The organism is Curtobacterium sp. Csp1 (genome assembly GCF_013347185.1).
In genome coordinates, this window is sequence record NZ_CP054594.1 from 1,525,262 (window position 1) to 1,550,766 (window position 25,505).

At 73.8% G+C, this 25,505-nt stretch carries 20 protein-coding genes; 12 read left to right on the forward strand and 8 right to left on the reverse strand.

What is annotated here, in order from left to right; all coding sequences use genetic code 11:
* Nucleotides 1–228: 228 nt before the first annotated feature.
* Nucleotides 229–1,338 carry a PDZ domain-containing protein gene (locus tag HUN58_RS07350; RefSeq protein WP_141860607.1) on the reverse strand — a complete coding sequence of 370 codons (1,110 nt, stop codon included), beginning with the start codon at nt 1,336–1,338 and terminating at the stop codon, nt 229–231.
* A gap of 146 nt (nt 1,339–1,484) precedes the next feature.
* Here HUN58_RS07350 and HUN58_RS07355 point away from each other — a divergent pair, with 146 nt between their 5' ends.
* Together HUN58_RS07355 and HUN58_RS07360 are read left to right on the forward strand one after the other, a co-directional pair.
* On the forward strand, nt 1,485–2,879 hold the full coding sequence (locus tag HUN58_RS07355) for a zinc-dependent metalloprotease (RefSeq protein WP_180225562.1): 1,395 nt from the start codon (nt 1,485–1,487) through the stop codon (nt 2,877–2,879).
* A gap of 66 nt (nt 2,880–2,945) precedes the next feature.
* A complete protein-coding gene (locus HUN58_RS07360; RefSeq protein ID WP_180225563.1) occupies nt 2,946–3,809 on the forward strand; it encodes a TOMM precursor leader peptide-binding protein in 864 nt (287 codons plus the stop codon).
* On the opposite strand, the gene HUN58_RS07365 is transcribed toward HUN58_RS07360, so the two are convergent.
* Both HUN58_RS07365 and nudC read right to left on the reverse strand, forming a co-directional pair.
* Nucleotides 3,694–5,445: an ATP-dependent helicase gene (locus HUN58_RS07365; RefSeq protein WP_114848977.1), complete on the reverse strand. Its 1,752-nt coding sequence runs from the start codon at nt 5,443–5,445 to the stop codon at nt 3,694–3,696. The two genes, HUN58_RS07360 and HUN58_RS07365, sit on opposite strands and share 116 nt — an antisense overlap.
* A gap of 48 nt (nt 5,446–5,493) precedes the next feature.
* A complete protein-coding gene (nudC, locus tag HUN58_RS07370) occupies nt 5,494–6,429 on the reverse strand; it encodes an NAD(+) diphosphatase (RefSeq protein ID WP_141860603.1) in 936 nt (311 codons plus the stop codon).
* Nucleotides 6,430–6,549: 120 nt separating this feature from the next.
* On the opposite strand from nudC, the gene HUN58_RS07375 reads away from it, so the two are divergent.
* Complete coding sequence (locus tag HUN58_RS07375) at nt 6,550–7,548, forward strand: phosphotransferase (protein WP_180225564.1); 999 nt, start codon at nt 6,550–6,552, stop codon at nt 7,546–7,548.
* Nucleotides 7,549–7,648: 100 nt separating this feature from the next.
* Here the strand turns inward: HUN58_RS07375 and HUN58_RS07380 are convergent, their stop codons facing one another.
* Both HUN58_RS07380 and HUN58_RS07385 read right to left on the reverse strand, forming a co-directional pair.
* Nucleotides 7,649–10,912 carry an ATP-dependent DNA helicase gene (locus HUN58_RS07380; RefSeq protein WP_180225565.1) on the reverse strand — a complete coding sequence of 1,088 codons (3,264 nt, stop codon included), beginning with the start codon at nt 10,910–10,912 and terminating at the stop codon, nt 7,649–7,651.
* Nucleotides 10,909–14,064 (reverse strand): UrvD/REP family ATP-dependent DNA helicase, encoded by a 3,156-nt coding sequence (locus HUN58_RS07385; RefSeq protein WP_167510022.1) that lies wholly within the window; start codon nt 14,062–14,064, stop codon nt 10,909–10,911. The genes HUN58_RS07380 and HUN58_RS07385 overlap by 4 nt, the downstream gene beginning before the upstream one ends.
* A gap of 105 nt (nt 14,065–14,169) precedes the next feature.
* Between HUN58_RS07385 and HUN58_RS07390 the strand changes: the two genes are divergently transcribed.
* Together HUN58_RS07390 and HUN58_RS07395 are read left to right on the forward strand one after the other, a co-directional pair.
* The gene (locus HUN58_RS07390) at nt 14,170–14,394 is read left to right on the forward strand and encodes a DUF3107 domain-containing protein (protein ID WP_058741489.1); all 225 of its coding nucleotides are present in this window, start codon (nt 14,170–14,172) and stop codon (nt 14,392–14,394) included.
* 1 nt (nt 14,395) lies between these two features.
* The gene (locus tag HUN58_RS07395; protein WP_114848972.1) at nt 14,396–14,683 is read left to right on the forward strand and encodes a hypothetical protein; all 288 of its coding nucleotides are present in this window, start codon (nt 14,396–14,398) and stop codon (nt 14,681–14,683) included.
* A gap of 43 nt (nt 14,684–14,726) precedes the next feature.
* On the opposite strand, the gene HUN58_RS07400 is transcribed toward HUN58_RS07395, so the two are convergent.
* Nucleotides 14,727–15,443 (reverse strand): ferritin-like fold-containing protein, encoded by a 717-nt coding sequence (locus HUN58_RS07400; RefSeq protein WP_229666750.1) that lies wholly within the window; start codon nt 15,441–15,443, stop codon nt 14,727–14,729.
* 108 nt (nt 15,444–15,551) lie between these two features.
* Between HUN58_RS07400 and HUN58_RS07405 the strand changes: the two genes are divergently transcribed.
* Nucleotides 15,552–17,048 carry a DEAD/DEAH box helicase gene (locus tag HUN58_RS07405; RefSeq protein ID WP_114848971.1) on the forward strand — a complete coding sequence of 499 codons (1,497 nt, stop codon included), beginning with the start codon at nt 15,552–15,554 and terminating at the stop codon, nt 17,046–17,048.
* Between the two features lie 174 nt (nt 17,049–17,222).
* On the opposite strand, the gene HUN58_RS07410 is transcribed toward HUN58_RS07405, so the two are convergent.
* A complete protein-coding gene (locus HUN58_RS07410; RefSeq protein ID WP_114848970.1) occupies nt 17,223–18,095 on the reverse strand; it encodes a PHP domain-containing protein in 873 nt (290 codons plus the stop codon).
* A gap of 102 nt (nt 18,096–18,197) precedes the next feature.
* Between HUN58_RS07410 and HUN58_RS07415 the strand changes: the two genes are divergently transcribed.
* On the forward strand, nt 18,198–19,682 hold the full coding sequence (locus HUN58_RS07415) for an aminopeptidase P family protein (RefSeq protein ID WP_180225566.1): 1,485 nt from the start codon (nt 18,198–18,200) through the stop codon (nt 19,680–19,682).
* Between the two features lie 9 nt (nt 19,683–19,691).
* Nucleotides 19,692–20,243: a GNAT family N-acetyltransferase gene (locus HUN58_RS07420; protein WP_254631641.1), complete on the forward strand. Its 552-nt coding sequence runs from the start codon at nt 19,692–19,694 to the stop codon at nt 20,241–20,243.
* Between the two features lie 21 nt (nt 20,244–20,264).
* Here HUN58_RS07420 and HUN58_RS07425 read toward each other — a convergent pair whose 3' ends face one another.
* Nucleotides 20,265–21,182, reverse strand: coding sequence for a general stress protein (locus tag HUN58_RS07425; protein WP_180225567.1), 918 nt, complete (start codon nt 21,180–21,182; stop codon nt 20,265–20,267).
* A 169-nt stretch (nt 21,183–21,351) separates the two neighbouring features.
* On the opposite strand from HUN58_RS07425, the gene HUN58_RS07430 reads away from it, so the two are divergent.
* The 4 genes from HUN58_RS07430 (at nt 21,352) to HUN58_RS07445 (ending at nt 25,303) form a co-directional block, all read left to right on the forward strand.
* Complete coding sequence (locus HUN58_RS07430) at nt 21,352–22,671, forward strand: CBS domain-containing protein (RefSeq protein ID WP_058741482.1); 1,320 nt, start codon at nt 21,352–21,354, stop codon at nt 22,669–22,671.
* Nucleotides 22,655–23,203 (forward strand): DUF1003 domain-containing protein, encoded by a 549-nt coding sequence (locus tag HUN58_RS07435; RefSeq protein ID WP_175326666.1) that lies wholly within the window; start codon nt 22,655–22,657, stop codon nt 23,201–23,203. The genes HUN58_RS07430 and HUN58_RS07435 overlap by 17 nt, the downstream gene beginning before the upstream one ends.
* Nucleotides 23,196–24,356 carry a P-loop NTPase gene (locus HUN58_RS07440; RefSeq protein WP_180225568.1) on the forward strand — a complete coding sequence of 387 codons (1,161 nt, stop codon included), beginning with the start codon at nt 23,196–23,198 and terminating at the stop codon, nt 24,354–24,356. Before HUN58_RS07435 ends, HUN58_RS07440 begins: the two co-directional genes overlap by 8 nt.
* Nucleotides 24,357–24,451: 95 nt before the next feature.
* A complete protein-coding gene (locus HUN58_RS07445) occupies nt 24,452–25,303 on the forward strand; it encodes a bifunctional 2-polyprenyl-6-hydroxyphenol methylase/3-demethylubiquinol 3-O-methyltransferase UbiG (protein WP_180225569.1) in 852 nt (283 codons plus the stop codon).
* Nucleotides 25,304–25,505: the final 202 nt, after the last annotated feature.

Genomic DNA, 25,505 nt, shown 5'->3' on the forward strand with positions numbered 1-25,505 from the left:
GGTCCCGAGGTGGACGAGGTTGTCGTCACTTGATGTGCTCCTGACGTGTCGGACCGGCGGGCCCGGCGCGGCGGGCCGTCAGTGCGTCGATCCTATTGGTCGCCACCGACAGTGAAACTGTACGGGAACTCAGGAAGGTGGTCCGTGCCTCCCGGCAGACGGCCTGGAGGCACGGATCGCGACGTGCGCGCACGTCGCGGCGTGCGCGGCCGGGTCGGGACCGTGCCGTCAGGAACCGCAGCGTGCGAGGCCGTCGGTGCTCTTCCCGGAGGCGATGGTCTGCAGGTCCGTGACGGCCTGGTCGAGCGTCGCGACCTTGTAGACGTCGAGCCCGGCCGGGACGTGACCGACGACCTCGTCGCAGTTGTCGGCGGGTGCGAGGAAGACCGTCGCCCCCGCGTCCTTCGCGCCGTAGAGCTTCTGGCGGATGCCGCCGATCGCGCCGACCTCGCCGTCCGCGGTGATCGTGCCGGTGCCGGCGACGTGCTTCCCGCCGTTGAGCTTGCCGGGGGTGAGCTCGTCGATGATCCCGAGCGCGAACATCATGCCGGCCGAGGGCCCGCCGACGTCCTGCAGCGCGATCTTCACCTGGAACGGGAAGTCGTAGCGTTCGGTCACGCCGACGCCGAGGAGTGCGGTGCCCTGCTCGTCGCGCGGGGTGACCTCGACCTGGCGGCTCACGCCGTCCCGCTCGATCGTCACGGTGGCGGGCGAGGACGTGCCGTGCTTCGCCACGGCGGCGCGCAGCGTGCCGGCGTCGACGTTCGTGGTGAGCTGCTCGCCGTCGAACGCCGTGATGACGTCGCCCTTCCGGATGGTGCCGTCCGCCGCGGACCCGGGCTGCACGGAGCCGACCTCGAGCCGCGTGGGCAGCTCCTCGCCCTGGTGGATGAGCGCCGCGGCGACCGCCGACTGCTGCGAGGACTGCATGTCCGCCGCGTCCTGCTCGTTCACCTGCTGGGTGGTCGTGCCCTCCGGGTAGATCGCGCTGGCCGGGATGACCGCCTCGGACCGCGAGAACAGTGCGCGGACGACGCTCGTCCAGGACGGACGGTTCGTGGCGTCGCCCTGGATGCCGACGGTGAGCATGTCGAGCGCACCGGATGTCGGGTACGTCTCCGCGCCGTCGATCTGGATGAGCTCGACGTCCTTCGCGTCCTTGCCGCTCCCCTGCCGCTGGGTGCCGATGGTGTTGTAGACCGGGCCGGGCACCTCGATGAGGTACGGGCTCGGCAGGAAGCTCGCGAGGAGTCCGAGCACCACGGCCCCGATGACGAACGCCCACCCGACGGTCCGGGCGCGCGAGCGACGGCGGGGAGCGGGGGCGAAGAGGGTCACGGACGTCCTTCCACAGGGTGCGGCCGCCTGCTGGCGGGCTGTGCGCCCGTCGTCTGGCGGGCTGTTCGCCGTGGGCGCAGCGGTCCGGGCGTCCCCACGGGAGCATCCCAGGCGCGGGCCCGTGAGCAGCGGTTAGCGTAGTCGGCATGCCTGATCAACCGCAGCCGGGGCCGGACGACGACTTCCAGGAGATGCTGCGCAAGCTGCTCTCCGGAGAGGGACAGATCGACCCGTCGCAGCTCGCGGGCGCCGCGGGGCTGCCGAACGACCCGGCGTTCGTCGCGAACCTGATGGGCCAGCTGCAGCGCGCGGCGCAGTCCGGCGGCGACGGCATCGACTTCACGGTCGCGGCGGAGCGGGCGACCGCCATCGCCCGCGACGGCCAGCACCCCGTCGACCCCGCCACCGCGCAGGCGACGGACCAGGCGTTCCAGGTCGCGGCCCTGTGGCTGGACGAGGCGACCTCGGTCCCCGAGCTCACCGCGACGCCGAGCACGTTCACGCGCGAGCAGTGGGCGACCGCGACGACCCCGGTGTGGGCGCAGATCGCCGAGCCGGTCGCGCTGAGCATCGCGAACGCCCTGACCGAGGCCATCGAGCAGCGCGCACCCGAGCAGCTCAAGGCGATGCTCGGGGACGTCTCGAAGGCCATGCGCGGCGTGGGCGGGGCCCTGTTCGCGATCCAGCTCGGGCAGGTCGTCGGGCAGCTCTCGAAGGAGGTCGTGTCCGGTGGCGACGTCGGCGTGCCGCTCCTCGACGAGCAGGTCGCCGCGCTCCTGCCGCAGAACGTGGCCGAGTTCGCCGAGGGCCTGGACGTCCCCGAGGACGAGGTCCGGATCTACCTCGCGGTGCGGGAGCTCGCCCACGCGCGGCTGTTCCGGTCGGCCCGCTGGCTCCGGCTGCACATCATCACGTCGATCACCGACTACGCGCGGGGCATCCACATCCCGTTCGACCGCGTCGAGGAACTCGCGTCCGAGATCGACCCCACGAACCAGGAGCAGCTCCGCGACGCGCTCGCGTCCGGCGCCCTCATCCCGCCGCGCACTCCCGAGCAGGAGGCGGCGCTCGCCCGGCTCGAGACCATGCTCGCGCTCGTCGAGGGCTGGGTCGACACCGTCACCGCGGCCGCGACCGTCCGGCTGCCGCGCGCCGGCGCGATCGCCGAGATGGTCCGCCGCCGTCGTGCTTCGGGTGGCCCGGCGGAGTCCGCGTTCGCCACGCTCGTCGGCCTGGAGCTCCGGCCCCGCCGACTGCGCGAGGCCGCGGCGCTGTGGCAGCGCGTGACCGAGGAACTCGGCGCCGAGGACCGCGACGCGCTCTGGGCGCACTTCGACGCCGTCCCGACCTCCGAGGACGTGGACGACCCGGAGGCGTTCGTGCTCCGGCTCCGGAACCCGGGTCGCTCGGCCGAGGACGACGCGTTCGACAAGGCCCTCGCCGACCTGCTGGCGGACTCGACGGGCGACCGCCCGCACGAGGACGAGCAGGGCGGGGTCGACGAGCCCCCGACGTCCGACGGGGACACCCCGTCCCGCTGACCCCGACTTCTCCACAGATCGGACCCGTCGCCCCCACCGGGGTGGCGGGTCCGTCATCGTCGGGGCATGGGCATCCGCATCGACCCGACCCTCGAGTTCGTCTGGCGTGACCCGGCGACCGTCCAGCTCGGGGTCGACCCGCCGCGCGCCGTGGTCCCCGTGCCGACCACGGCCGAGGAACGGTTCCTGAGCGCGCTGCGCCGCGAGACCGCGCGTGACGCCCTGGCCGCGCTCGCCCGGACGGTCGGCTGCCGACCCGAGGTCGCGGCGCGGGTGCTCGGGACGGCCTCGCCCGCTGCCGTCGACGTGCTCCCGGAGCCCCTCGCCCGGGTCGAGGTGCACGGCGCCGGTCCGCTCGCCGACACCGTCGCGGAGATGCTCCTCGGCGAGGGCGTGACCGTCGTCCGGACCACGGCGCCGCTCGGCGGGCCGGTGTCCTTCCCCGAGCCGGAGCCCCGGCTGGCCCTGGTCGTGGCCGACCACGTCGTCGACCCGGCACTCCGCGCGGCGTGGACCCGACGGGGCACGCCGCACCTCGCGCTCGTGGTCGGCGACGGACGGGTCCGGCTCGGGCCGTTCGTGGTGCCCGGCACCGGGCCGTGTCTGCAGTGCGTCGAGTACGCCCGCGTCGACGCCGACCCGGCCTGGGCAGCCGTGGCCGCACAGGTCTGGGGGCGTCCGGCAGCGCCGCTCTCCCCCTGGCGCACGGCGGCGGTGGCCGCGGCGGCGACGCGGATGCTCGTGCAGCGCCTACCGTCGACGACGCAGCACCCCCGGGCGGACCAGGTGGTGTTCGACCGGGACGACCTGTCGGTCAGCGTGCAGCCGGTGGCGCCGCACCCTCGCTGCGCGTGTCGAGCGCTGCCAGGAACCGACTCGGCGCCCGGGCTCCGGCACGCGTGGAGCCCTGCCGGGACCACGTCACCGTGACGGACCGGCGCGCACGGGTCAGACCGACGTAGAACAGCCGACGTTCTTCCTCGACCTCGTCGTCGGTCGTGGCGTGCGAGATCGGCAGCAGCCCCTCGGCGGCGCCGACCACGACGACGTGGGGCCACTCCAAGCCCTTCGACGAGTGCAGGGTCGCCAGGGTGACGGCGTCGAGCTCGGGCTCGTGGTGGGTCGCGGCACGGTCGACCAGGTCCTGGGTGAACTGCTGCATGGTCGTGCCGGCCGGCGCTTCCTCGGCCAGGGTCATGATCGCCTGCAGCGCCTCCCACTGGTCGCGCACGGCTCCGGAGCCCTCCGGTGCGGTCGGCGTCCATCCGCTCAGCTGCAGGACGAGCCCCACGCGACGGGTCAGCTCGTCGTCGGTCCGGCGGACGGCCTCGCCGCGCATGTGGTGCACGGCGAGCTTGACCTCAGGCCGGTCGAAGAACCGTGTGCCGCCCTGCACGCGGTACGGGATGCCGGCGCGGCCGAGCGCCGACTCGAGTGCGGCGGCCTGCGCCCCGACGCGGTAGAGCACGGCGCAGTCCCCGAAGGACGCGCCGGCGGCGACCGTCTCGGCGATGCGGCGGGCCACGGTCTGCGCCTCGTCGCCGTCGTGCACGCACGCGAGCACCCCCGGTGCCGGTCCGGACTCGGTGGTCTGCGCGACGAGGTCCAGGGCACCCGGTTGCCCGCGCATCAGGGTGTTGGCCGCCTGCACGACCTCGGGCGTGGAGCGGTAGTTCCGCTCGAGGCGCACGATCGAGCCCCGTGGGAACTCGGAGCCGAAGCCGAGCAGGTAGCGGCTCGACGCGCCCGCGAACGAGTAGATCGTCTGGCTGGCGTCACCGACCACGCAGACGTCGTCCCGACCGCCGAGCCACGCCCGGAGCAGGTCGTGCTGCACGGGCGAGACGTCCTGGTACTCGTCGACGACGAAGAACCGGTACTGCTGCCGCACGTACGACGCCACCCGCGGCTCGGACTCGACCATGCCGAGCGTCGCGAGCAGGACGTCCTCGAAGTCCAGCTGGCGGCGGTCGTCCTTGAGCTGCTCGTAGGCGCGCATCAGGTCGACGACCCGGCGCGGAGTCGTGTCACGGGGCATCACACGGTCCGCGGCGGCGGCCTCGTACTCGTCGTAGGACAGCATCTGGACCTTGCGCCACTCGACCTCGGCGGCCAGGTCGCGGAGCACCGGGGTGTCCACGTGCAGGCCGACGGTGTCGGCGGCGTGCGCGATCACCCGCCCCTTGGACTCGACGATCCGGGGGGCGTGCCCGCCGATGGTGTCCGGCCAGAAGTAGCTGAGCTGCGCCATCGCGGCGGCGTGGAACGTCCGCGCCTGCACCGCCCCGGCGCCGAGGGCCCGGAGCCGCGACCGCAGCTCGCCGGCGGCACGCGTGGTGAAGGTCAGCGCGAGGACGTGGCTCGGCGAGTACGTCCCGGTGGCGACGCCGTAGGCGATCCGGTGGGTGATGGCGCGGGTCTTCCCGGTGCCGGCACCCGCGAGGACGGCGACCGGGCCGAGGAGCGTCCGGGCGACGGTCCGCTGCTCGGTGTCGAGGGCGGCGAGGAGCTCGTCCGGTGACGGCGGTCGGACCCCGTCCACGGCGACGCGCGGGTCGGCGCTCACGACGGAGCCCCGCTCACGGAAGAGCCGCCCCGCACCGACGGGACCCGCTCACGGCAGGTCGAGCGGCTCGCCGTACCACTCCTCGATGATGGCGCGGGCGATCGACGTCCGCCCCGGCAGCAGCAGGGTGTCCCCGGCGCGCTCGCGGACATCGTCGCGCGAGAACCACCGCACGTCCAGGATCTCGACACCGTCGGGACGCGCGGTCGACGGGTCACCGTCCACGGCCCGGGCACGGAACCCGACCATCAGGGAAGCCGGGAACGGCCAGGGCTGCGAACCGAGGTACTCGGGCTCCTCGACCCGGACACCGGACTCCTCCCAGACCTCGCGGCGGACGGCGTCCTCGAGCGACTCCCCCGGCTCCACGAACCCGGCGAGCAGCGAGTAGCGGTCGGCGTCCCACGCGGCGTTCGAGCCGAGCAGGATCCGGTCGTCGGCGTCCGTGACCCCGACGATGATCGCGGCGTCGGTGCGCGGGAAGTGCTCGTGCCCCTCGGGGTCGCGGCGGACCCAGCCCCCCGTGACGACCTCGGTCGCGGAGCCGGTGCGCGGCGAGAACCCGTGCACCGCGTGCCAGTTCGCCATCGCCACCGCCTCGACCGCGAGACCCTGGTCGCGGGCGGACAGCTCGGTGCCGAACATGCGCAGGCTGACCCAGGCGTCGTCGTCCGGCTCGATCGCGGTCGCGGTCCGGTCGTCGACGAGCACGGCGACGAAGCGTGTGCCCGCGGGAGCGTCGGGAGCGTCCACGACGGCCCGCCCCAGGTACAGCGTCACCGCGTCCTCGGGCACCGCCTCGGCCCGCACGAACCGCAGCGCGCCGTCGGTCTCGCGCAGGAGCTCGCCCCGGTGCACGGGCAGCCAGCGGGTCGCCGGGTCGTCGCGCAGGACGCGGTCGAGGTCGGGCGTGGTCCGGAACTCCGCATCGCGGTCGAGTTCGTTGCGGGACAGCGGCAGTCTGGCGGCGAACTCGACGGTCACGGCGGAGGGCTCCTCGGGTCGGCGTGGTCTTCTCGGCGGGAGCCTGTGGAGCGTCCCCGGGGTTCCACAGGCCAGCGTGGCGCACGCTCGCACGTCGACCGCGGACCTACCCTGAGGGGCATGGCGGGATCCCAGTTCACTCTAGCCGCGTTGGCGACGACGGCCGTGTCCGGCCTGCTCGTGACGGGCACACGTCCGCTCGGTTCCGCCGCGTCCGGTGACTTCGAGTCCGCCGTGCTGCGCGAGGCGGACGGCACCCTGTCCGCGATCCGGCGTCCGCGCAACCAGCGGGCCGAAGCGCGTCAGTCCGCCGACCTCGTCGCGATCCGCGCGCTCAGCGCCGGCATCCGGACGCGACTGCCCTTCGCCGTCGCCGAGTACCGCGGCCAGGCTCCGATCGGCTCGACCCGCGCGATCGTCACGTCGTACGTGCCCGGGACCCACCCCGCGCTCCGTGACCTCGGCCAACGCCCGGAGCTCGCCGCGTCGGTCGGTCGCGCCGTCGCCGCGGTGCACCTGCTGCCCACGAGCTTCGTCACCGACGCGGGTCTGCCGTCGCTCACCCCGTTCGAAGTCCTGCGCTCGGCCGTCTCCGTGATGGACCGCGCGGTCGCGACCAAGCTCGTCCCGGCGGCGCTCAAGGAGCGTTGGGAGGGCGCGGCCCGCGACCAGCAGCTGTGGCAGTTCACGCCGACCGTGGTGCACGGCGCCCTCGGCACCGGTGTCCTGCTCGTCGACGGCGACACCGTCACGGGCATGCTCGACTGGGGCGAGCTCCGGCTGGGCGACCCGGCGAAGGACCTCGCGTGGGTGCTCGCCGGTCGGGCGGACACGTTCGACACCGTGCTCGCCGCCTACCAGGCAGCGGGTGGCGGGCGGGACCGCCAGCTCGCACAGCGCGCTCGGGTGTACCACGAGCTCGAGACCGCGCAGTGGCTGCTGCACGGGGTCCAGGCGAAGAGCACCGAGGTCGTCGACGACGCCGTCGCGATGATGCACCGCCTGGTCGACGCGGTGCAGACGCCGAGCGCGGCACCGCTCCAGTCGGTCTCGCCGGACACGATGGAGATCGGCGAGGTCGAGCAGCTGCTCTCCTCCACCGAGCGCCGACACGGCTGACGGCCCGACCGGCTGCGGACTGCGGGCTGACGGACTGCCGGACTGGAGGCGCGTGGCGGCGCCGCCACGATCCTCCAGTCCGCACCGGGTCGCGCCCGGATCAGCCGAGGGCCGCGCGCCAGGCGCGCTCGAGCCCGTCCCGGTCCAGCAGGTCGGTCGGCCGCACCTCGAGGTCGTCCGCGACGAAGTAGAAGACGGCATCGACCTCGTCGACCGGCCGCCCGGTGAACTCGGCGTAGGCGACGCGGTACAGCGCGAGCTGCAGCTGCCGTGCCGCGAGGTCGTCGGCGCCGGACGGCGCCTTCCCCGTCTTCCAGTCGACGACCTCGGCGCGCCCGTCGATCTCGTAGACCGCGTCGAGCTTGCAGACGACGCTGTGCCCGAGGAACGGGATGTGGATCTCGCGCTCGACCTCGACGGGCACGCGGTCCGCCCAGCGGGACCGGGAGAACGTCTCCTGGAACGCGGCGAGTCGGCGGGCGTCGTCGTCGGTCACCGCCGCGTCCGCGTCGGCCGCACCGAGCTCGTCGGGATCGAGGTCGAGCTCGCCGTCCCAGGCGTCGAGCGTCTCGAGCGATCCGCCACGGGCCACGCGCTGCTCCACCCACTGGTGGAAGAGCGTCCCCAGGCGGGTCGCCCGGTACGGCCGCTCGGGCATCGGCCGTCGCAGCCGCTCCGCGACGCGCTCCGGCTGCGCGAGGTAGTCCTTGAAGCCCGAGGCCGGCACGCGGTGCGGGATCGCGACCGCGTGCCGGGCGGACCGCTGGGCCTGGCGTTCGGCCAGCAGCAGGTCGATGTCCGCGGCGAAGCGGCCGGCCGCTCCCGGGTTGGCGTTCCGGACCCGTTCGGCCGCCGCGACGACCCGCGTCCCCCGGGAACCGAACGGGGCGTGCGGCCAGGACTGGACAGCGCCGTCGGTGCCGAGCAGGTCCTCCGCGTGCACGGTGCCGTCCGGGACCGCGTCGGCACCGACGACCCCGGCGTCGACCAGGTCGCGCAGGTACCGGCTCGGCTCCGTCGGCCGGACGCCACCGGCCCAGAACGAGCCGGACACGAGCAGGTCGTGCCGCGCCCGCGTGAGAGCGACGTATGTGAGCCGGCGTTCCTCGTCCTCGTTGCGTGCGGCGACCTGCTCGCGGTAGGCGTCGATCGCGTCGACGACCTCCTTCTGGGACGCGCGTCCCCGCCAGTCGAGCCGCGGGAGTTCCTCGGCATCGCCGCGGAACTCGTACGGCAGGCGTCCGAAGCCGAGCCAGCCGGACGAACCCTCCTGCGGCCGGGCCGGCAGCGCGCCCTCGACGAGCCGGGGCACGGCCACGGCGTCCCACTCCAGACCCTTCGAGCCGTGGATCGTCAGGATCTGGACCGTGCCGGCCTCGGGCTCCTCGGACCGCGGCCCCATGTCGTCGCGCCGCGCGGCCGCGTCGATCCACCCGAGGAACGCCCCGAGGTGGGCGCGGTCGTCGGTCGTCACGAAGCCGGCGAGCTCGTCGACGAAGGCGTCCAGGAACGCGCCGCTCCCCTGCTCGTGCGCCGCGACCTCGACGTCGAGCTGCATCTCCTGCACGACGAGCGTGACGAAGTCGACCAGGTCGCCGGCGGCCCGGGCGCGCAGTGCGGCGAGCTGCTGCCCGAGCGCGCGCATCCGGGCCCGGCCCACCGGACTGATCGCGGCGAGCGCGCCGTGCTCGTCCGGGGCGGTGGCGACGAAGTCCAGGGCGTCGACGATCGACCCGTGCTCGCCCACCGCGACCGACGCCCGGAAGGCCGCCGTCACGTCGTCGTCGAGTCGCTGGTGGGTGTGGTCGCGGCTGAACAGCCAGCGCGCGAGACCGTGCAGCTCCTTGACGTCCGCGGCACCGACACGCCACCGGGCACCGACGAGCAGGCGGATGAGGTCGTTCCCGGCGGCCGGGTCGTGCAGCACCCGCAGGCAGGCGACCAGGTCGACGATCTCCGGCCGCTGGAGGAGTCCGCCGGTGCCGAGCACGTGGAACGGGACGCGGTGGTCGGCCAGGGCGCCGGTGAACGCGGACAGGTCCTTCCGTGAGCGCAGGAGGAGCGCCATCGAGCCGGCGGGGTCGGCCGCGCGGCGTGCGGCGAACCACCGGGCGACGGCGTCGGCTTCCTCCGGCAGGGTCTCCGGGAAGGCCACGTCGACGGTGCCCGCGTCCGCACCGGGTCGCGGGGCGAGGCGCTCGACGGCGACCTCGGACGCGTCGGACAGCGGCCCGACGACGGCGTTCGCCCCGGCCAGCACGTCCACCGGGTTCCGCCAGCTCGTCGACAGCGCGAACGTGACGGGGACGGTGTCACCGTCGCCGAAGTCCCGCGGGAAGCGCGCGAGGTTCGCCGCGCTCGCACCGCGGAAGCCGTAGATCGACTGGTGCGGGTCGCCGACCGCCATCACCGGGTGGCCCCGGAACAGCCGGGCGAGGAAGCGCGTCTGCACCACCGAGGTGTCCTGGTACTCGTCGAGCAGGACGACGCGGAACCGGGTGCGCAGGTCCTCGACCACGCGGGGGGCGGACTCGGCGGCAGCGAGGGCGAGCGCGATCTGGTCGGAGAACTCGACGAAGCCGCGGTCGACCTTCTGCCGCCGGAACTCCTCGACCAGCTCGACGAGTGGCTCGAGGGCCCCGACGGCACGCACCGCGTCGGTGACCGCCTTGTACGGGTTGCCGCGGTTGTTGCCCGGCAGCTCGAGCAGGGCGCCGAAGTCGACGGCGAAGCGACGGAGCCTGTCCGGGTCGACCAGGTGCTCGGACACGGCACCGGCGAGGGCGACGACGGCGGCCGTGACGGTGTCGACGTCGCGGTCGAGTCCGGCCAGCCGGTCGTCCCGGGCGGCCACGACGACCCGGCGCGCGAGCTGCCAGGCGGACGGCTCCGTGAGCACCTGGGACTCGCCGTCCCGCCCCACGAGCAGGGCGTTCTCGCGGAACACCGCGTTCGCGAAGGCGTTGTAGGTCGACACGGTCGGCGCCTCGAACGCGTCGCCGGCGTCCAGCAGTCCGACGTCCTCGAGTGCACGGATGCGGTCGTTGATCCGGACCGAGAGCTCTCCGGCGGCCTTGCGGGTGAAGGTCAGTCCGAGGATCTCGGCCGGTCGGACGAAGCCGTTCGCGAGGAGCCAGACGACGCGCGACGCCATCGTCTCGGTCTTGCCGCTGCCGGCGCCCGCGACGACGAGCGCCGGGGCGAGCGGGGACTCGATGACGGCGCGCTGCTGGGCGGTCGGGCGGGGGCGTCCGAGGGCGTCGGCGATGGCGTCCGCGTCGTGCTGAGACGTCCGGGGCGCGCCGACGGTGGGGAGCGCCCCGGCGTCGCTCGTGTCCGTCGTTCCGCTCGTGTCCGTCGTCACCAGGTGACCTCCCCCACCACGTGGATCCGGCACTCGACCCCGGTCCGGGCCTTGGCGCAGTGATCGTCGACGCGCGCCAGGAACGTCCGACCCGCCATGCCCCGGGCGACCTCGTGCAGCCGCTCGCGGTACGCCGCACGCGCCTCGTCGTCGAACGCGTGCTGCGTGCGCTCCGAGTAGGCCGAGCCGCTCCGCGGGTTCTGCACGAACACGAGTCGTGCATCGGCCATCGAGGACCCGGCCGGGACACCCTCGACCGCACCGTCCTCGACCGCGAGCTGGTACGCGCCGAGCTGCGGGTGCGCGGGCATATCGTTCTTCTCGCTCGGCATCGAGCGGCCGGTCTTCAGGTCCACGACGCTGACGCGCCCGTCCGGGTCGACCTCGATCCGGTCGATGCTCCCCCGCAGCCGCGCCGGGCCGGTCTCGAGCGCGAAGGACGTCTCCGCGCCGAGCAGTCGACGCCCCGCCCCGGCGAAGGTCCGGAGGTAGTCGCTGAGGCCCTCGATCATCCGACGGGTCCGGGCCCGCTCGCGGTCGGCGACCCACGGCGACTCGAAGGTCAGCTCGCCCCACCGCGCCTCGACCCGTGCCCACAGGGACTCGACGTCGACGTCGGTCGCGTGCTCCATCGTCTCGTGCACGATCGTGCCGATGCCCATCGCCGGACTCGGAGCGCCACCGCCGAAGGTCTGCACGAACCAGTGCACCGGGCACTCCTCGAACGTGCCGATCCGCGACGGCGACACGGAGACCGCCGGTGCGACCGGCTCGCCGCCCTCGTGCAGGGGTGCCGGCGGGGCGTCGAGGTCGACGAGGGGGTCGTCGGTCGTGGGCTCGGCGAGCCCGTACCAGTCGTCCGGCGAGGCGCCCGGCACCTCGGCCTCGGCGAGCCGGGCGAGGGCCGACGCCGCCTCGGGGTCGCCGGTCGTCACGACCCGGCGCCGCAGCGACCCGGCGAGCCCGCGGAGCGAGAGCGGGTGCGCGGCGGGCTGGCGGTCGGGCGGCACCGGGACGAGCCGGACGAAGGGCGACGGCGCCTCGTCGTCGTTCGCGACCGTGCCGACGACGACCTGGGTGGTGGCGCGGGACACCGCACGGGCGAAGAGCCGCAGCTCGTCGGCGACCACGGCGGCACGGTCGTCGACGGGACCGTGGGCGATCCCGTTCGCGGCGCGCACGAGCCCGTCCGGGTCGAGCAGGCTGCCCCGGACGCGGGTGTTCGGCCAGACGCCGTCCTGCAGCCCGAGGACCACCACGACGTCGCACTCGAGCCCGATCGTTGCGGACGGGGTCAGCACGCGGACCCGCCCAGCGGTCCGGTCGGGTCCGATCGAGTCCTCGGGCAGGTCCGCCCCGAGCAGGTCGTCGACGAAGACGCGTGCCGGAGCGTCCGGCGTCCGCTCGACGAAGCGTTTCGCGGCGGTGAAGAGCCCGACCACGGCATCCAGGTGCCGGTCGGCCTCGGCCGCACCGACACCGCCCGCCGCCGACTGTCCTCCCCAGACCCCGGCCAGCCCGCTGCGCTCCCACAGTCCCCAGAGGATCTCCTCGATGCTCGCCCCGCCGTCCGCGTCGGCACGCGCCTGCACCAGGCTGCGGGCCAGACGGGTGGCGCGACGGGCGAACCCGGCGTCGACGGTCGCGAGCCGTTCCGGCGCCCCGAGCGCCTCGACGAGGAGCTCGTCCGCCGTCCGGGTCCCGCCACCGGCGAGTTCCTCGCGGCGCAGGGCGAGTCGGAGTCGGCGCATCGCGAGGGTGTCGAGTCCGCCGAGCGGTCCCGTGGCGAACGCGGTGGCCAGGTCGGCGTCGAGCGGCAGGACGTCGAGCGACACCGCGGCAGCGTCGAGGAGCGCACGTGCGGCGGAGTCGTCGCGGGGTCGGACCGGAGCGGCACCGGCGGTGGCGGGGACCTCGGCGACGGAGAGCGCACGGACGAGCTCGGGGATCGCCGCACCGCTGCGGGTGACGACGGCCATCCGGTGCCACGGCACCCCGTCGAGCAGGCGGTGTTCACGGAGGCGTCGGGCCACGGCGACGACGAGCGCCGACCGGCTGCCCGCCTCGAGGTGCAGCACCGCGTCGGAGCGGGCGTCGGTGGTCGACGCGGCGGCCGTCCGCTGGCGACCGGCCGCCGCGGCGCCGATGCGGCCCGTCACGGCGCCGACGAGCTCGCGGATCGGAGCCGGGTGCCGGTGCACGGTCCCGAGGACGATCTCCTCGACCCGCGGCACACCGAGGCGCACCGCGAGCCGACCGAGCACGTCCGGTTCGGCTCCGCGGAACGCCGAGGACGCGATGTCCGGGTCGCCGAACGCGACGACCTGCGTGCCGGACCGGGCGAGCGCGCCGAGCAGTGCGACCTCGCCCTCGACCAGCTCCTGGGTGTCGTCCACCACCACGAGCCGCAGTGCCGCGACGCTCGGTGGGACCTGCCCGCGGAGCACCGCGGCGGTGGCGTACGCGACGAGCTCCGCCGCGTCGAGCGAGGTCGAGCGGAACGCGGTGAGCGCCGCGCGGTACTCGTCGACGAAGTCCCCGACCGCACGCCACTCGGGTCGTCCTGCCTCGTCCCCGAGCTCCCGCATGTCCTCGGGCTCGATGCCGGCCGCCACCGCACGCATCATGACGTCCCGGAGCGCCGTCCGGAACCCGGCGCGCTCGCGGACGACCGCGGTGATCGGCTCCGGCCACGCGGGCCCGGTGCCGTCAGCGTCGTGCCCGGCGAGCAGGTCACCGATGATCCGGTCCTGCTCGCCACCGGTCAGGAGCGTCGGCGCGTCCTGACCCTGGGCGGCGGCCGCGTGCGCGACGACCTGGAAGGCGAGCGAGTTCACCGTGCGCGCGAGGGCACCGGGGACCACCCGGTCGACCGTGGCGGCCAGTCGGTCCCGCAGGGCCGTGGCGGCGGTGCGCGCCGACGTCAGTGCGACGACCGTGGCGTGGCCGTCCGACGAGACCGCGTCCGACCGGTTCATGCGCCGGGCGACGAGTCGGGCGAGCGTCGTGGTCTTCCCGGTCCCCGGCGCACCGAGGACCGCGGCGTGGGCCCCGTCCGGCAGCGCGAGGACGGCGTCCTGCGCCGGGTCCGCCCCGAGCGGCCGGACGACGTCGGTGTCGTCGGGCGTGGTCGTCAGCAGGGTCCGGGGCACGGCCACACGCTACCGAGCACGGCCGACAGCCACGGTCCCGCGCCAACGCGTGCGCCCGCGGCGAACGGTCGATCCGGCCGGGGGACGCATGGGTACGCTGAGCACGTGGACATCAAGATCGGCATCATCAACAGCCCGCGCGAGATCGCGTTCGAGACCGCCCAGACCGCCGAGGAGATCGAGCAGGCCGTCGCACAGGCCCTGGAGTCGCAGTCGACCCACCTGTCGCTGAAGGACGAGAAGGGCCGTCGCTTCATCGTGCCGGTCGCCTCGCTGGCCTACGTCGAGGTCGGCGCCGAGGAGTCGCGCCGCATCGGCTTCGTCGCCTGACGTGGAGCTGCTCTTCGCCGTGCTCGGCGGCCTCATCCTCGGGGCCGTCGCGCACGTCGTGGTGCCGTGGCGGTCGACGCGCGGCGTGCTGCTCGGCCCGGTCGTCGGCGGCGTCGTGGCCGCGGTCGTCTGGGAAGCCCTGACCTGGGCCGGCTGGCGCTACGACGGCACCTGGATCTGGGTCGTCGCGCTCGTCGGTGCGCTGCTCGTGGCCGTCGTGGCCGAGTGGGTGCTCGGCCGGCGCCGCTCCGCAGCCGACGACACGTACTTCGAGCACGCCAAGGCCTGAACGCGCCGACGCAGCGGCCGACCAGGCCGGCGGTGGCCGACGACTAGGCCGTCAGCCCGAGCGCGTCCATCCGGCGTGTGTGCGCCGCGATGAGCTCGGTCCACACCGGCTCGAGCCGGGCCTGGTCCTGCCGGGCGTGCGACGCGAGTGCCGACCGAGCCACGAGCAGCGTGTCGCCGACCAGACGACGCCCCCACATCGCGAGCCGCGAGCCGACGCGCGGGTCCTGCTCGATGTGCGCCGCGAGCTCGTCGACGACCGCGCGCTCCTCACGCCCGTCGTACACGGAGCGCAGGCGCTGCCGCACGTCCAGGGGCAGGGAGCGGAGCAGGCTGCTGAACAGGTCGTTGAGGATGCCCGCGGTCACGTACCCGGTGAGCATCGACTCGTACCAGTCCGCGCCGCTCGTGCGGAGCAGGAAGCGGTCGATCGCGGCGCGGTGCGGCTCCATCAGGGCAGCCGGGTCACCGCCGGACCGCTCGATCTCGGCGACGAGGGTACGGTGCCGGTCCAGGGCGGCCGTGGCGAGCACGCCGGTCACCAGGCGACCGGACATCGTCGGCGCAGCGGCACCGGCACGGCCCATCGTCTCGTACAGCGAGAGCTGCAGGTACGCGGCCTGCCCGAGGAAGACGTCGAGCTCGGGGCTGACGTCGTCGAGCTGCAGCCGCTCGACTGGCGAGGCGCCGCGCGGGTTGCGCGACGCGAGCCACGCGGCGGCGAGCTGCGCAGCGCGCTTCCGGTTCCACCACGACACCACGGACACAGCATACGGGCCGGCCCGGCCTGCTCCGGACGCCCGTGGACCGGGGCGGGCCGACCTCGCCGGTAGACTGGCCGGGACTCCCACCAGGACCAAGGTGATCCATTGACTTTCGCAGACCTCTCCATCGAGCAGGACATCGTCGACGCGCTCGCGACGAAGGGCATCAGCGAGCCCTTCCCGATCCAGCAGCAGACGATCCCGCTCGCCCTCACCGGCCAGGACATCATCGGCCAGGCCAAGACCGGTACCGGCAAGACCTTCGGCTTCGGCCTCCCCCTCATCCAGCGCCTCGGGGCCGACCCCGAGCCCGGCGTCAAGGCGCTCGTCGTCGTCCCCACGCGTGAACTCGCGGTGCAGGTGACCGAGGACCTCGAGCTCGCCACCTCGAACCGCCCGACCACGATCGTCTCGATCTACGGCGGCAAGGCGTACGAGGGCCAGATCGAGCAGCTCAAGGCCGGCGCCCAGATCGTCGTCGGCACCCCGGGGCGACTGATCGACCTGCAGCGCCAACGCCTGCTCGACCTCTCCCACGTGCAGGAGGTCGTCCTCGACGAAGCCGACCGCATGCTCGACCTCGGCTTCCTGTCGGACATCGAGCGGATCTTCCAGGCCGTCCCCGCCGTGCGTCACACGATGCTGTTCTCGGCGACCATGCCGGCGCCGATCGTCGCGCTCGCCCGCCGCTTCATGTCCCGCCCGGTGCACATCCGCGCGACGGACCCGGACGAGGGCCTGACGCAGGCGAACATCAAGCACGTCATCTACCGCGCGCACTCGCTCGACAAGGACGAGGTCATCGCCCGCATCCTGCAGGCCGAGGGTCGCGGCAAGACCGTCATCTTCACGCGCACGAAGCGCGCCGCCGCGAAGCTCGTCGAGGAACTGAAGGACCGCGGCTTCAACGCCGCCGCCGTGCACGGTGACCTCAACCAGGAACAGCGCGAGCGCGCGATGGCCGCCTTCAAGGCCGGCAAGCGCGACGTGCTCATCGCGACGGACGTCGCCGCCCGCGGCATCGACGTCGACGACGTCACGCACGTCATCAACCACACGATCCCGGACGACCCGGACACGTACCTGCACCGCGCCGGGCGCACCGGCCGTGCCGGCAAGACCGGCATCGCGGTCACGTTCGTCGACTGGGACGACCTGCACAAGTGGACGCTCATCGACAAGGCGCTCGAGTTCGGCATCCCCGAGCCGGTCGAGACCTACTCGTCGTCCCCGCACCTGTTCACCGACCTGGACATCCCGGCCGGCACGAAGGGTCGCCTCCCCGGTGCGTCGTCGCACGCCGCCGCTGCCGGTTCCGGTGAGCAGCGCCGCTCCGACAAGCCCGCAGGTGAGCGCAGCGGCTCGCGTTCGCGGTCCCGCACCCGGACTGGAGGCACGCAGCAGTCCGCCCCGCGCGCCACGTCCTCGGATGCACGGTCCTCGGCCGCACCGGCACCGACCACCGAGGCGTCGCAGTCCGCCGGCGATGGCACCTCGACCGACGGCGCCGCGAAGCGTCGTCGCCGTCGCCGTCGCCGCAGTGGCGGCGCCGGGTCCGAGGCGACCGCCTCGGCACCGCAGGCAGCCGGCGAGGGCGAGTAGCGCCTCCCGTCCGCAAGGCCCCGTCGCTGACGCGACGGGGCCTTCGTCGTCCCCGCCTACCTTCCGGCCCACGACGGAGCAGGAACGGTCGGGCGGCGCGCGCGGACCCGACGACGACTGATCCATCGACGGGGCGGGTGCCACCCCGCGAGGCAGAGCGGCAGGCGAGCGGACTCAGGCCAGGCGGGAGCCCGGCCCGTGCACCGGCGCGCTGCCGGTCGCCTGGGACACGATCGCGTCGAACGCGACGCGGGCCGTGCGGTGCTCGCCGAGGCGGTTCGGCTTGCCGGTGCCGTGGTAGTCGCTCGACCCGGTGACGAACAGGTCGTGGCGGGCTGCCCAGTCGAGCAGGGTGCGCTTGCCGTGGGACTGGTTCTCGCGGTGGTCGACCTCGAGGCCGCCGAGCCCGGCGTCGACGAGCTCCCGGAGCATCGGCTCGTCGATCACGATCCCGCGGGAGGACGCCGCCGGGTGTGCGATCACGGGCACACCGCCGGCGGCGCGGATGAGCGCGACCCCGTGCAACGGCGACGGTGCGTCGTGCGGTTCGTAGTACCCGGACGCCGGGTGCAGGATGCCGCGGAAGGCCGCGCTCCGGTCGGACTCGAGCCCCGCGGCGACGAGCGCGTCCGCGATGTGCGGGCGGCCGATCGTTGCGCCGTCGGTGGACTGCGCGATCACGTCGTCCCAGGTGATCGGGTGGTCCTGGCCGATCCGGTCGACCATGCGGCGGGCGCGGGCGAACCGTCCGTCGCGGATGCGGGTCGTCTCCGCGACGAGCCCGGGATCGGTCGGGTCGACGAGGTACCCGAGCACGTGGACGCTGCGGTACCCGACCCGGGTGCTCAGCTCGAGCCCGGGCAGCAGGGTCATCGGCAGCGCGGCGACGGCGGCGATCGCCTCGTCCCAGCCGGCCGTGGTGTCGTGGTCCGTCAGGGCGACGCCGTCGAGCCCGGCCGCGGCGGCTGCGGCGACGAGCTCCGCCGGCCGCTCGGTGCCGTCGGACACGCTCGAGTGGGCGTGCAGGTCGATGAACGGATCGGGCACCCGTTCATCGTACCGACACGTGAACGGCCGTTCAGGCCGCGGACCCAGGTCGTCGGCGGACCGGGTCGGTGCGGCCGCGGGGTCGGTGCGATGATGGGACGCATGGCCGACACGACTCCCCGCGCGACGAGCAACCGTTCCACGACCCCCGGGTCCTCGACGTTCAAGGACCACATCGCGTCGCAGTGGGCCGACCGGGAGCGCCCGCTCCCGGAGCCGCGCGAGCAGGCCGCGTTCGCCGCCGAGCGTCGAGCCCGGATCTCCGAGCTGCACCCCGGCCGCACGATCGTGGTCCCCGCAGGCCAGGCGAAGGTGCGGTCGAACGACTGCGACTACCCGTTCCGCCCGCACTCGACCTTCGCGCACCTGACCGGTTGGGGCACCGACACCGTCGTCGGCTCCGTCCTCGTGCTGACGCCGAACGGCCCCGGGCACGACGCCACGCTGTACTTCCGCGCGACGGCCGGCCGCGACTCCGAGGAGTTCTACGCGAACCCGGAGATCGGCGAGTTCTGGGTCGGCCCGCGTCCGTCCCTCGACGAGGTCGCGGCGGACCTCGGCATCGCGACGGCCGACCTCGGTGCGTTCGACGCCGTCGCGCAGGACCTCGACGCCTCGGTCCTCGTCGTGCGCGACGCGGACGACGAGCTCACCCGGTCGCTCGACGCCCGGCTCGGCACCGCGGTCGGCGGCGCCCCGGAGACCGACGCCGCCCCCACCACCGACGATGTGCTGTCCCGCGACCTGTCCGAGCTCCGCCTCGTGAAGGACGCGTACGAGGTCCGGGAGCTCCGGAAGGCCGTGCAGGCCACGAAGTCCGGCTTCGACGACGTCATCGGTGACTTCGACGCCGTGCTCGAGCACCCCCGCGGCGAGCGCATCGTCGAGGGCACGTTCAACCGCCGCGCCCGCGCCGACGGCAACACGGTCGGCTACGACACGATCGCCGCGTCCGGGCACCACGCCTGCATCCTGCACTGGACGCGCAACGACGGCGCCGTGCAGCCGGGCGACCTGATCCTCATCGACGCCGGGGTCGAGGTCGACTCGTTCTACACGGCCGACATCACCCGCACCCTCCCGGTCTCCGGGACCTTCACCGACGTGCAGCGGATGGTCTACGAGGCCGTGCTCGAAGCCGCGGACGCCGCGTTCGCGATCGTCAAGCCCGGCATCACCTTCCGCGAGGTGCACGCCACGGCCATGGAGGTCATCGCGCGGAAGACCGCCGAATGGGGCTTCCTGCCTGGTACCGCGGAGGAGTCGCTGCAGCCCGACAACCAGTTCCACCGCCGCTACATGGTGCACGGCACGAGCCACCACCTCGGCCTGGACGTGCACGACTGCGCGAAGGCCCGCCGCGAGATGTACCTGGACGGCACCGTCCAGGCCGGCATGGTGTTCACGATCGAGCCCGGCCTGTACTTCCAGCAGGACGACCTGACCGTCCCGGAGGAGTTCCGCGGCATCGGCGTCCGCATCGAGGACGACGTCCTGGTGACCGAGGACGGCGCCGAGAACCTGTCCGTCGGCATCCCCCGGACCCCCTCGGAAGTGGAGGGGTGGATCGCCCGCTCCGGCCGCTAGCCTGAGCGGGTGACCACGCCCCCGACCACGCCGTCGCAGACCACGTCGACGCCGTCGCAGACCACGCCGTCGCAGACCACGCCGGCGCAGCAGACCGTCCCGACGACGGACCAGCTCGCGATCGACGTCGAGCACTTCGACTCCCCCGACGCCCAGCGCCTGCGGGCCGCGCAGCGTCTGGAGATCGACCGGGCGTACGGCGGCGACACCGAGCCGGGCGAGAAGCCGACGGCGGACTCGATCGCGGTGTTCTTCCTCGCGCGGGACGCCGACGGCACCCCGCTCGGCTGCGGCGGCCTGCGGATCGTGCAGGACGGCATCACCGAGATCAAGCGCATGTACGTGCGTCCGGAGTCCCGGGGCGCGGGCGTCTCGTCGGCGATCCTCCGCCGGCTCGAAGAGGCCGCGATCGACCTCGGGTCCCCGGCGCTCGTGCTCGAGACCGGCGACGAGCAGAAGCGCGCGATCGGGTTCTACGAGCGCGAGGGCTTCACCCGGATCGCGAACTTCGGTCCGTACGTCGGTGCCGCGCGGTCGATCTGCTACTCGAAGGTCCTGTAGGACCGACGGCCGGGGAGCGGCTCAGGCCCGGTCGTCGCGCCGATCTGCGTCGCGCTGCTGAGCCTCGTCCTGCCCGGGAGCAGAACGCGGCGCGTCCGGCTGGGCCGGGACGGTCGGCGTCTGGCCGGACACCCGCTCGCCGTACTGCGGCGGCTCGTCCGGACGCGCGTTCGGCACCCGCGGGTCGACGGCCGGCGGGCGCTGCTGCGCGGTCTCCGGCGTCTCGCCGTAGCGGGGACCGTCGTTCGTGCCGTAACGCGGCGCGCCCGTCTGCGGAGCGGGAGTCGACGCACCCGGCTGCTGCGCGCCTCCAGTCTGGTGCGGTGTGGCGTGGCCGCCGTAGGGCGACCCCTGGGACGGACCCGGACGCCACGGCTGCTGGCCCTGGAAGGGCCGCGCCTGCGTGCCGGGCGCCCCCGGCTGCGGAGCGTCGTTCCAGTGCGTCGACGAGGCCTGCCCGTGCTGGCCGAGGATCCGCTGTGCCTGACCGGTCAGCTGCGGGTCGACGACGATCTGGTAGTTCGTGGCGAGCACCTGGTGCACGCTCGTGAAGTCGCGCTGCCGCTTCGTGATCGCGAACGACACGATGCCGTAGAGCATGCCGAACGCCGCACCGATGATCGCGGCGGCGATGATCAGGCCACCGGCGCTCGGCGAGAACAGCGTCAGGACGATGCCGAAGAAGATGCCGAGCCAGAGACCGGACAGCGCACCGGCGACGGCGGCGCGGCCGTACGTCATCTTGCCGGTGACGCGTTCGACGGTCTTGAGGTCGTTGCCCACGATCGCGATCTTCGCGACCGGGAAGTCGGCCTCGGCGAGCTTCGCCACGACGCGCTGTGCGTCGGGGTAGCTGTCGTAGGTCCCGAGGACGTCGCCACGCGGGAGCGTGGGGAAGGCCTGGGCGGTGCGTCCGGCGAACGGGCTCTGGTTGCTCACCCAGCCATCATCCACCGGACACCTTGCGATCGCACGTACGCCTCCCGGGAGATCCCCGGCCGCCAGCGCGCGACGGGGCACCGCTCGGGCGGCCCGCACATCTGCACCCGCTCAGGCGCGGCCGACCCGCCGCCCGGTCGGCGGGGAGCCGAGCGACTACGCTGGACGGGTGAGCGCCACGAAGGTCTTCGTCGCCCGCCTCGCCGGGTGCTCCGTCTTCGACCCCGCGGGCGACCGCGTGGGCCGCGTCCGGGACGTCCTGGTCGTCTACCGTCGCGTCGACCCTCCCCATGTGGTCGGGCTCATCGTCGAGGTCCCGGGCAAGCGCCGCATCTTCGTGAGCATCGGCCGGATCACCTCGATCGGCGCGGGGCAGGTCATCACGACCGGGCTCGTCAACATGCGTCGCTTCGAGCAGCGCGGCGGCGAGGTGCGGGTGATCGCCGAGATGCTCGGCCGCAAGGTCCTCATCAAGAAGGAGCGCACCCGCGCCACGATCGAGGACGTCGCGATCGAGGACCGCGGGCAGGGCGACTGGGAGGTGTCGCAGCTCTTCCTGCGCAAGCCGAAGACCACGCCGTCGCCGTTCGGCAAGGGCCCGACCACGTTCGCCACCTGGAACGAGGTCACCGAGGACGAGCTCCCCGGCGAGGCCCAGTCCGCCGAGCACGTCATCGCCGCGTACTCCGACCTGCTGCCGGCCGACCTCGCGTCGACGCTGCTCGACCTGCCCGAGGAGCGGCGGTTCGAGGTCGCCGAGGAGCTCCCCGACGACCGACTGGCCGACGTGCTCGAGGAGATGCCCGACCAGGAGCGCATCGACATCCTGACCCGGCTCGAGGACGCCCGCGCCGCGGACGTCCTCGACCAGATGCAGCCCGACGACGCCGCCGACGTGCTCGCGCAGTTCCCCGACGACCGGAGCGAGGCCCTGCTGCAGCTCATGGAGCCAGAGGAGGCGCAGGACGTCCGGATGCTCCTGGAGTACGAGCCGGACACCGCCGGCGGCCTCATGACCACCGAGCCGGTGATCGTCTCCGCCGACGCGACCGTGGCCGAGGGCCTCGCGCTCATCCGTCGGCACGAGCTCGCCCCGGCCCTCGGCGCGAGCGTCTGCGTGACGCTCCCCCCGTACGAGCCGCCGACCGGCCGGTTCCTCGGGCTCGTGCACTTCCAGCGCATGCTCCGCTACCCGCCGAACGAGCGTCTCGGCACGCTCATCGACCAGCAGACCGAACCGGTGCGCGTCGACGCGAGCGCCGCCGAGGTCACGCGGGTGATGGCGACCTACAACCTCGTGTCCGTCCCCGTGGTCGACGACGCCCACCGTCTGGTCGGGGTGGTGACGATCGACGACGTCCTCGACCACGTCCTGCCGGACGACTGGCGAAGTCAGGGCGAGGGTGACTCCCCCTCGCGACTCCGCCAACGCCCGCGCAAGACGCCCGTGACCACGGGAAGGAGGACCACTCGTGGCCCGAACGGATGACTCCCGCCAGGAGCGCCTGGACTCGCCGAAGGGCATGCGCACGCGCGTGCTCCCGACCCGCCGCCGTGGCCGCGGCGACACCTTCGGTCGTGCGACCGAGGGCATCGCCCGCGCGATGGGCACGCCCTGGTTCCTCGTCGGCCTGACGCTGTTCTGTGCCGTCTGGATGATCTACAACTCGGTCGCCCCGGCGAACTGGCAGTTCGACTCGGCCTCGATCGGATTCACGGCCCTGACGCTCGTGCTGTCCCTGCAGGCGTCGTACGCGGCGCCGCTCATCCTGCTCGCGCAGAACCGGCAGGACGACCGCGACCGGGTGCAGTTCGAGCAGGACCGGCAGCGCGCCGAGCGGAACCTGGCGGACACCGAGTACCTCGCCCGCGAGGTCGTCGCCCTCCGCCTGGCGATGCGGGAGATGGCGTCGAAGGACTTCATCCGCGCCGAGATCCGGTCGCTGCTCGAGGAGCTCGACCGACGGGACGCCGCAGAGGCCTTCGACGACGAGACGGGGAGCGCCCGGACCCGTGGCTGACCCCCAGCAGCCGGACGGACGTCTGGGCGCAGCGGTCCTCGCTGCGCTCGGCCGCGTGCTCGACCCCGAGATCCGTCGGCCCGTCACCGAGCTCGACATGATCCGTGGGATCGACGTGCAGCCGGAGGGGACCGTGCGCGTCGACCTGCAGCTCACGATCGTCGGGTGCCCGGCCGCCGACACGATCGAGCGCGACGTGCGTGCCGCCGCCGGATCCGTGGACGGCGTGCGGCACGTCGACGTCGACGTCTCCGTGATGAGTCCGGCGACCCGGGCCGCGCTCACCGAACGGCTCCGCGGTGACCGCCCGCGCGGGGTGCAGTTCACGCCGGACTCGCTGACCCGGGTGATCGCCGTGACCAGCGGCAAGGGCGGCGTCGGCAAGTCCACCGTGACCGTCAACCTCGCCGCGGCCCTCGCCGCCGCCGGACAGCGGGTCGGGATCGTCGACGTCGACGTGCACGGGTTCAGCGTCCCCGGGCTGATGGGCCTGACGGACGCGAACGGCGTCGCGCCCCGGCCGACCCGGGTGGACAGCATGATCCTGCCGCCGGTCGCGCACGACGTGAAGGTCGTCTCGATCGGGATGTTCGTCGACGACGTCTCCACCGCGGTGTCGTGGCGCGGCCCGATGCTGCACCGCACGGTCGCGCAGTTCCTGACCGACGTGTGGTTCGGCGACCTCGATGTGCTCCTGCTCGACCTGCCGCCGGGAACCGGGGACGTCGCGATCTCGGTCGGGCAGCTGCTCCCCCACGCCGAGGTGCTCGTCGTGACCACACCCCAGGCGGCCGCGGCCGACGTGGCCGAGCGCAGCGGGGTCGTGGCGCGCCAGACCGGGCAGCGGGTGATCGGCGTCGTCGAGAACATGGCCGGGCTCGTCCAGCCGGACGGCAGCGTGCTGCACCTGTTCGGCGAGGGCGGGGGCGACGAGACCGCCGCACGGCTGTCGCGCGGTCAGGACGTCCCCGTACCGGTGCTCGGTCGCGTGCCGCTGTCGGTGCCCCTCCGCGAGGGCGGGGACACCGGCTTGCCGGTCGTCCTCGGCGCCCCGGAGGACCGCGCGGCGGTCGCCCTGCAGGAGATCGCGGCGACGATCACGACGATGGGCCGCGGGCTGGCCGGCCGGAAGCTCGGGCTCTCGCTGTCCTGACCGACGGCGGACGACCGGCGGGGGACGGCGGACAGCCGACGGCGGACGACCGACGGCGGACGGCGGACGGCGGACGGTTCGCTAGCGTGGCGGGCATGAGCAACACCGACCACGTCACCGTCGACTGGGACGCCGCCCGCGACACCAACCGCGCGAACTGGGACGACCGGGTGCCCATCCACGAGGGCGCGTACGACGTCGCCGCCCTCGACGACCCCGCGCACCGCTCCGACGTCGTGCGCGACGACCTGCCGGTCCTCAGCAGGTGGCTGCCGTCCGGCTCGCTCGACGGGCTGGACGTCTGCCACCTGCAGTGCCACATCGGCACCGACACCGTCTCGCTCGCACGCGAGGGCGCCCGCGTCACCGGCGTGGACTTCTCGGCCCCGGCACTCGCCTCCGGCGCCGCGCTCGCGGAGCGGCTCGGCCTCGACGTCACGTGGGTGGAGACCGACGTGCTCGACGCGCGCGCCGCCGTGGTCGGCGACTTCGACGTCGTCTACACGAGCATCGGGACGATCTGCTGGCTCGCCGACCTGGACCGCTGGGCCGCGCAGGTCGCAGCGCTCCTGCGGCCGGGCGGGGTGTTCTTCATCCGTGACGGGCACCCGGCGCTGTACGCGCTCGACGAGGGCGCCCCGGAGCTCGTGACGCGGTACCGGTACTTCCCGGACGGCACGGCCCAGCAGTGGGAGGACGCGGGCACCTACGCCGGCGAGGGCACCGTCGCGAACACCCGCACGTACGACTGGCCGCACCCGCTGTCCGAGGTCGTGAACGCCCTGCTCGGCGCCGGGCTCCGCCTGCGGCTGCTCGACGAGGGACGCACGCTCCCCTGGCGCTTCAGCCCCCGGATGGAGGAGGACGGGCACGGCTCGTGGGTCTGGCCCGCCGAGGACCGTGACCGCCTGCCCACCACGTTCACGGTCGTCGCCACGAAGGACTGACCGCGTCGGAGACCGTTCCGCGCCTCAGAGGCCGATCTGCGCGTCGGGGGCCGATCCGCGCGTGGGGTGCCGTTCCTTCCGCCCTCCAATGCGCGGATCGGCATCCCAGGACGGTTGCGATGGGCTCGAAGGACCGGCCCGGCGCGACCCGCCGACGGACGGGAGGCACGGTGCCAGCCGGCACCGTGCCTCCCGTCCGTCA

Excerpts from the sequence above, each read along its gene's own strand:
- HUN58_RS07360 (WP_180225563.1), top strand. The coding sequence starts at position 2,946 with ATGGGCATCCGCATCGACCCGACCCTCGAGTTCGTCTGGCGTGACCCG.
- HUN58_RS07415 (WP_180225566.1), top strand. The coding sequence starts at position 18,198 with ATGGCCGACACGACTCCCCGCGCGACGAGCAACCGTTCCACGACCCCC.
- HUN58_RS07445 (WP_180225569.1), top strand. The coding sequence starts at position 24,452 with ATGAGCAACACCGACCACGTCACCGTCGACTGGGACGCCGCCCGCGAC.
- HUN58_RS07375 (WP_180225564.1), top strand. The coding sequence starts at position 6,550 with ATGGCGGGATCCCAGTTCACTCTAGCCGCGTTGGCGACGACGGCCGTG.
- HUN58_RS07355 (WP_180225562.1), top strand. The coding sequence starts at position 1,485 with ATGCCTGATCAACCGCAGCCGGGGCCGGACGACGACTTCCAGGAGATG.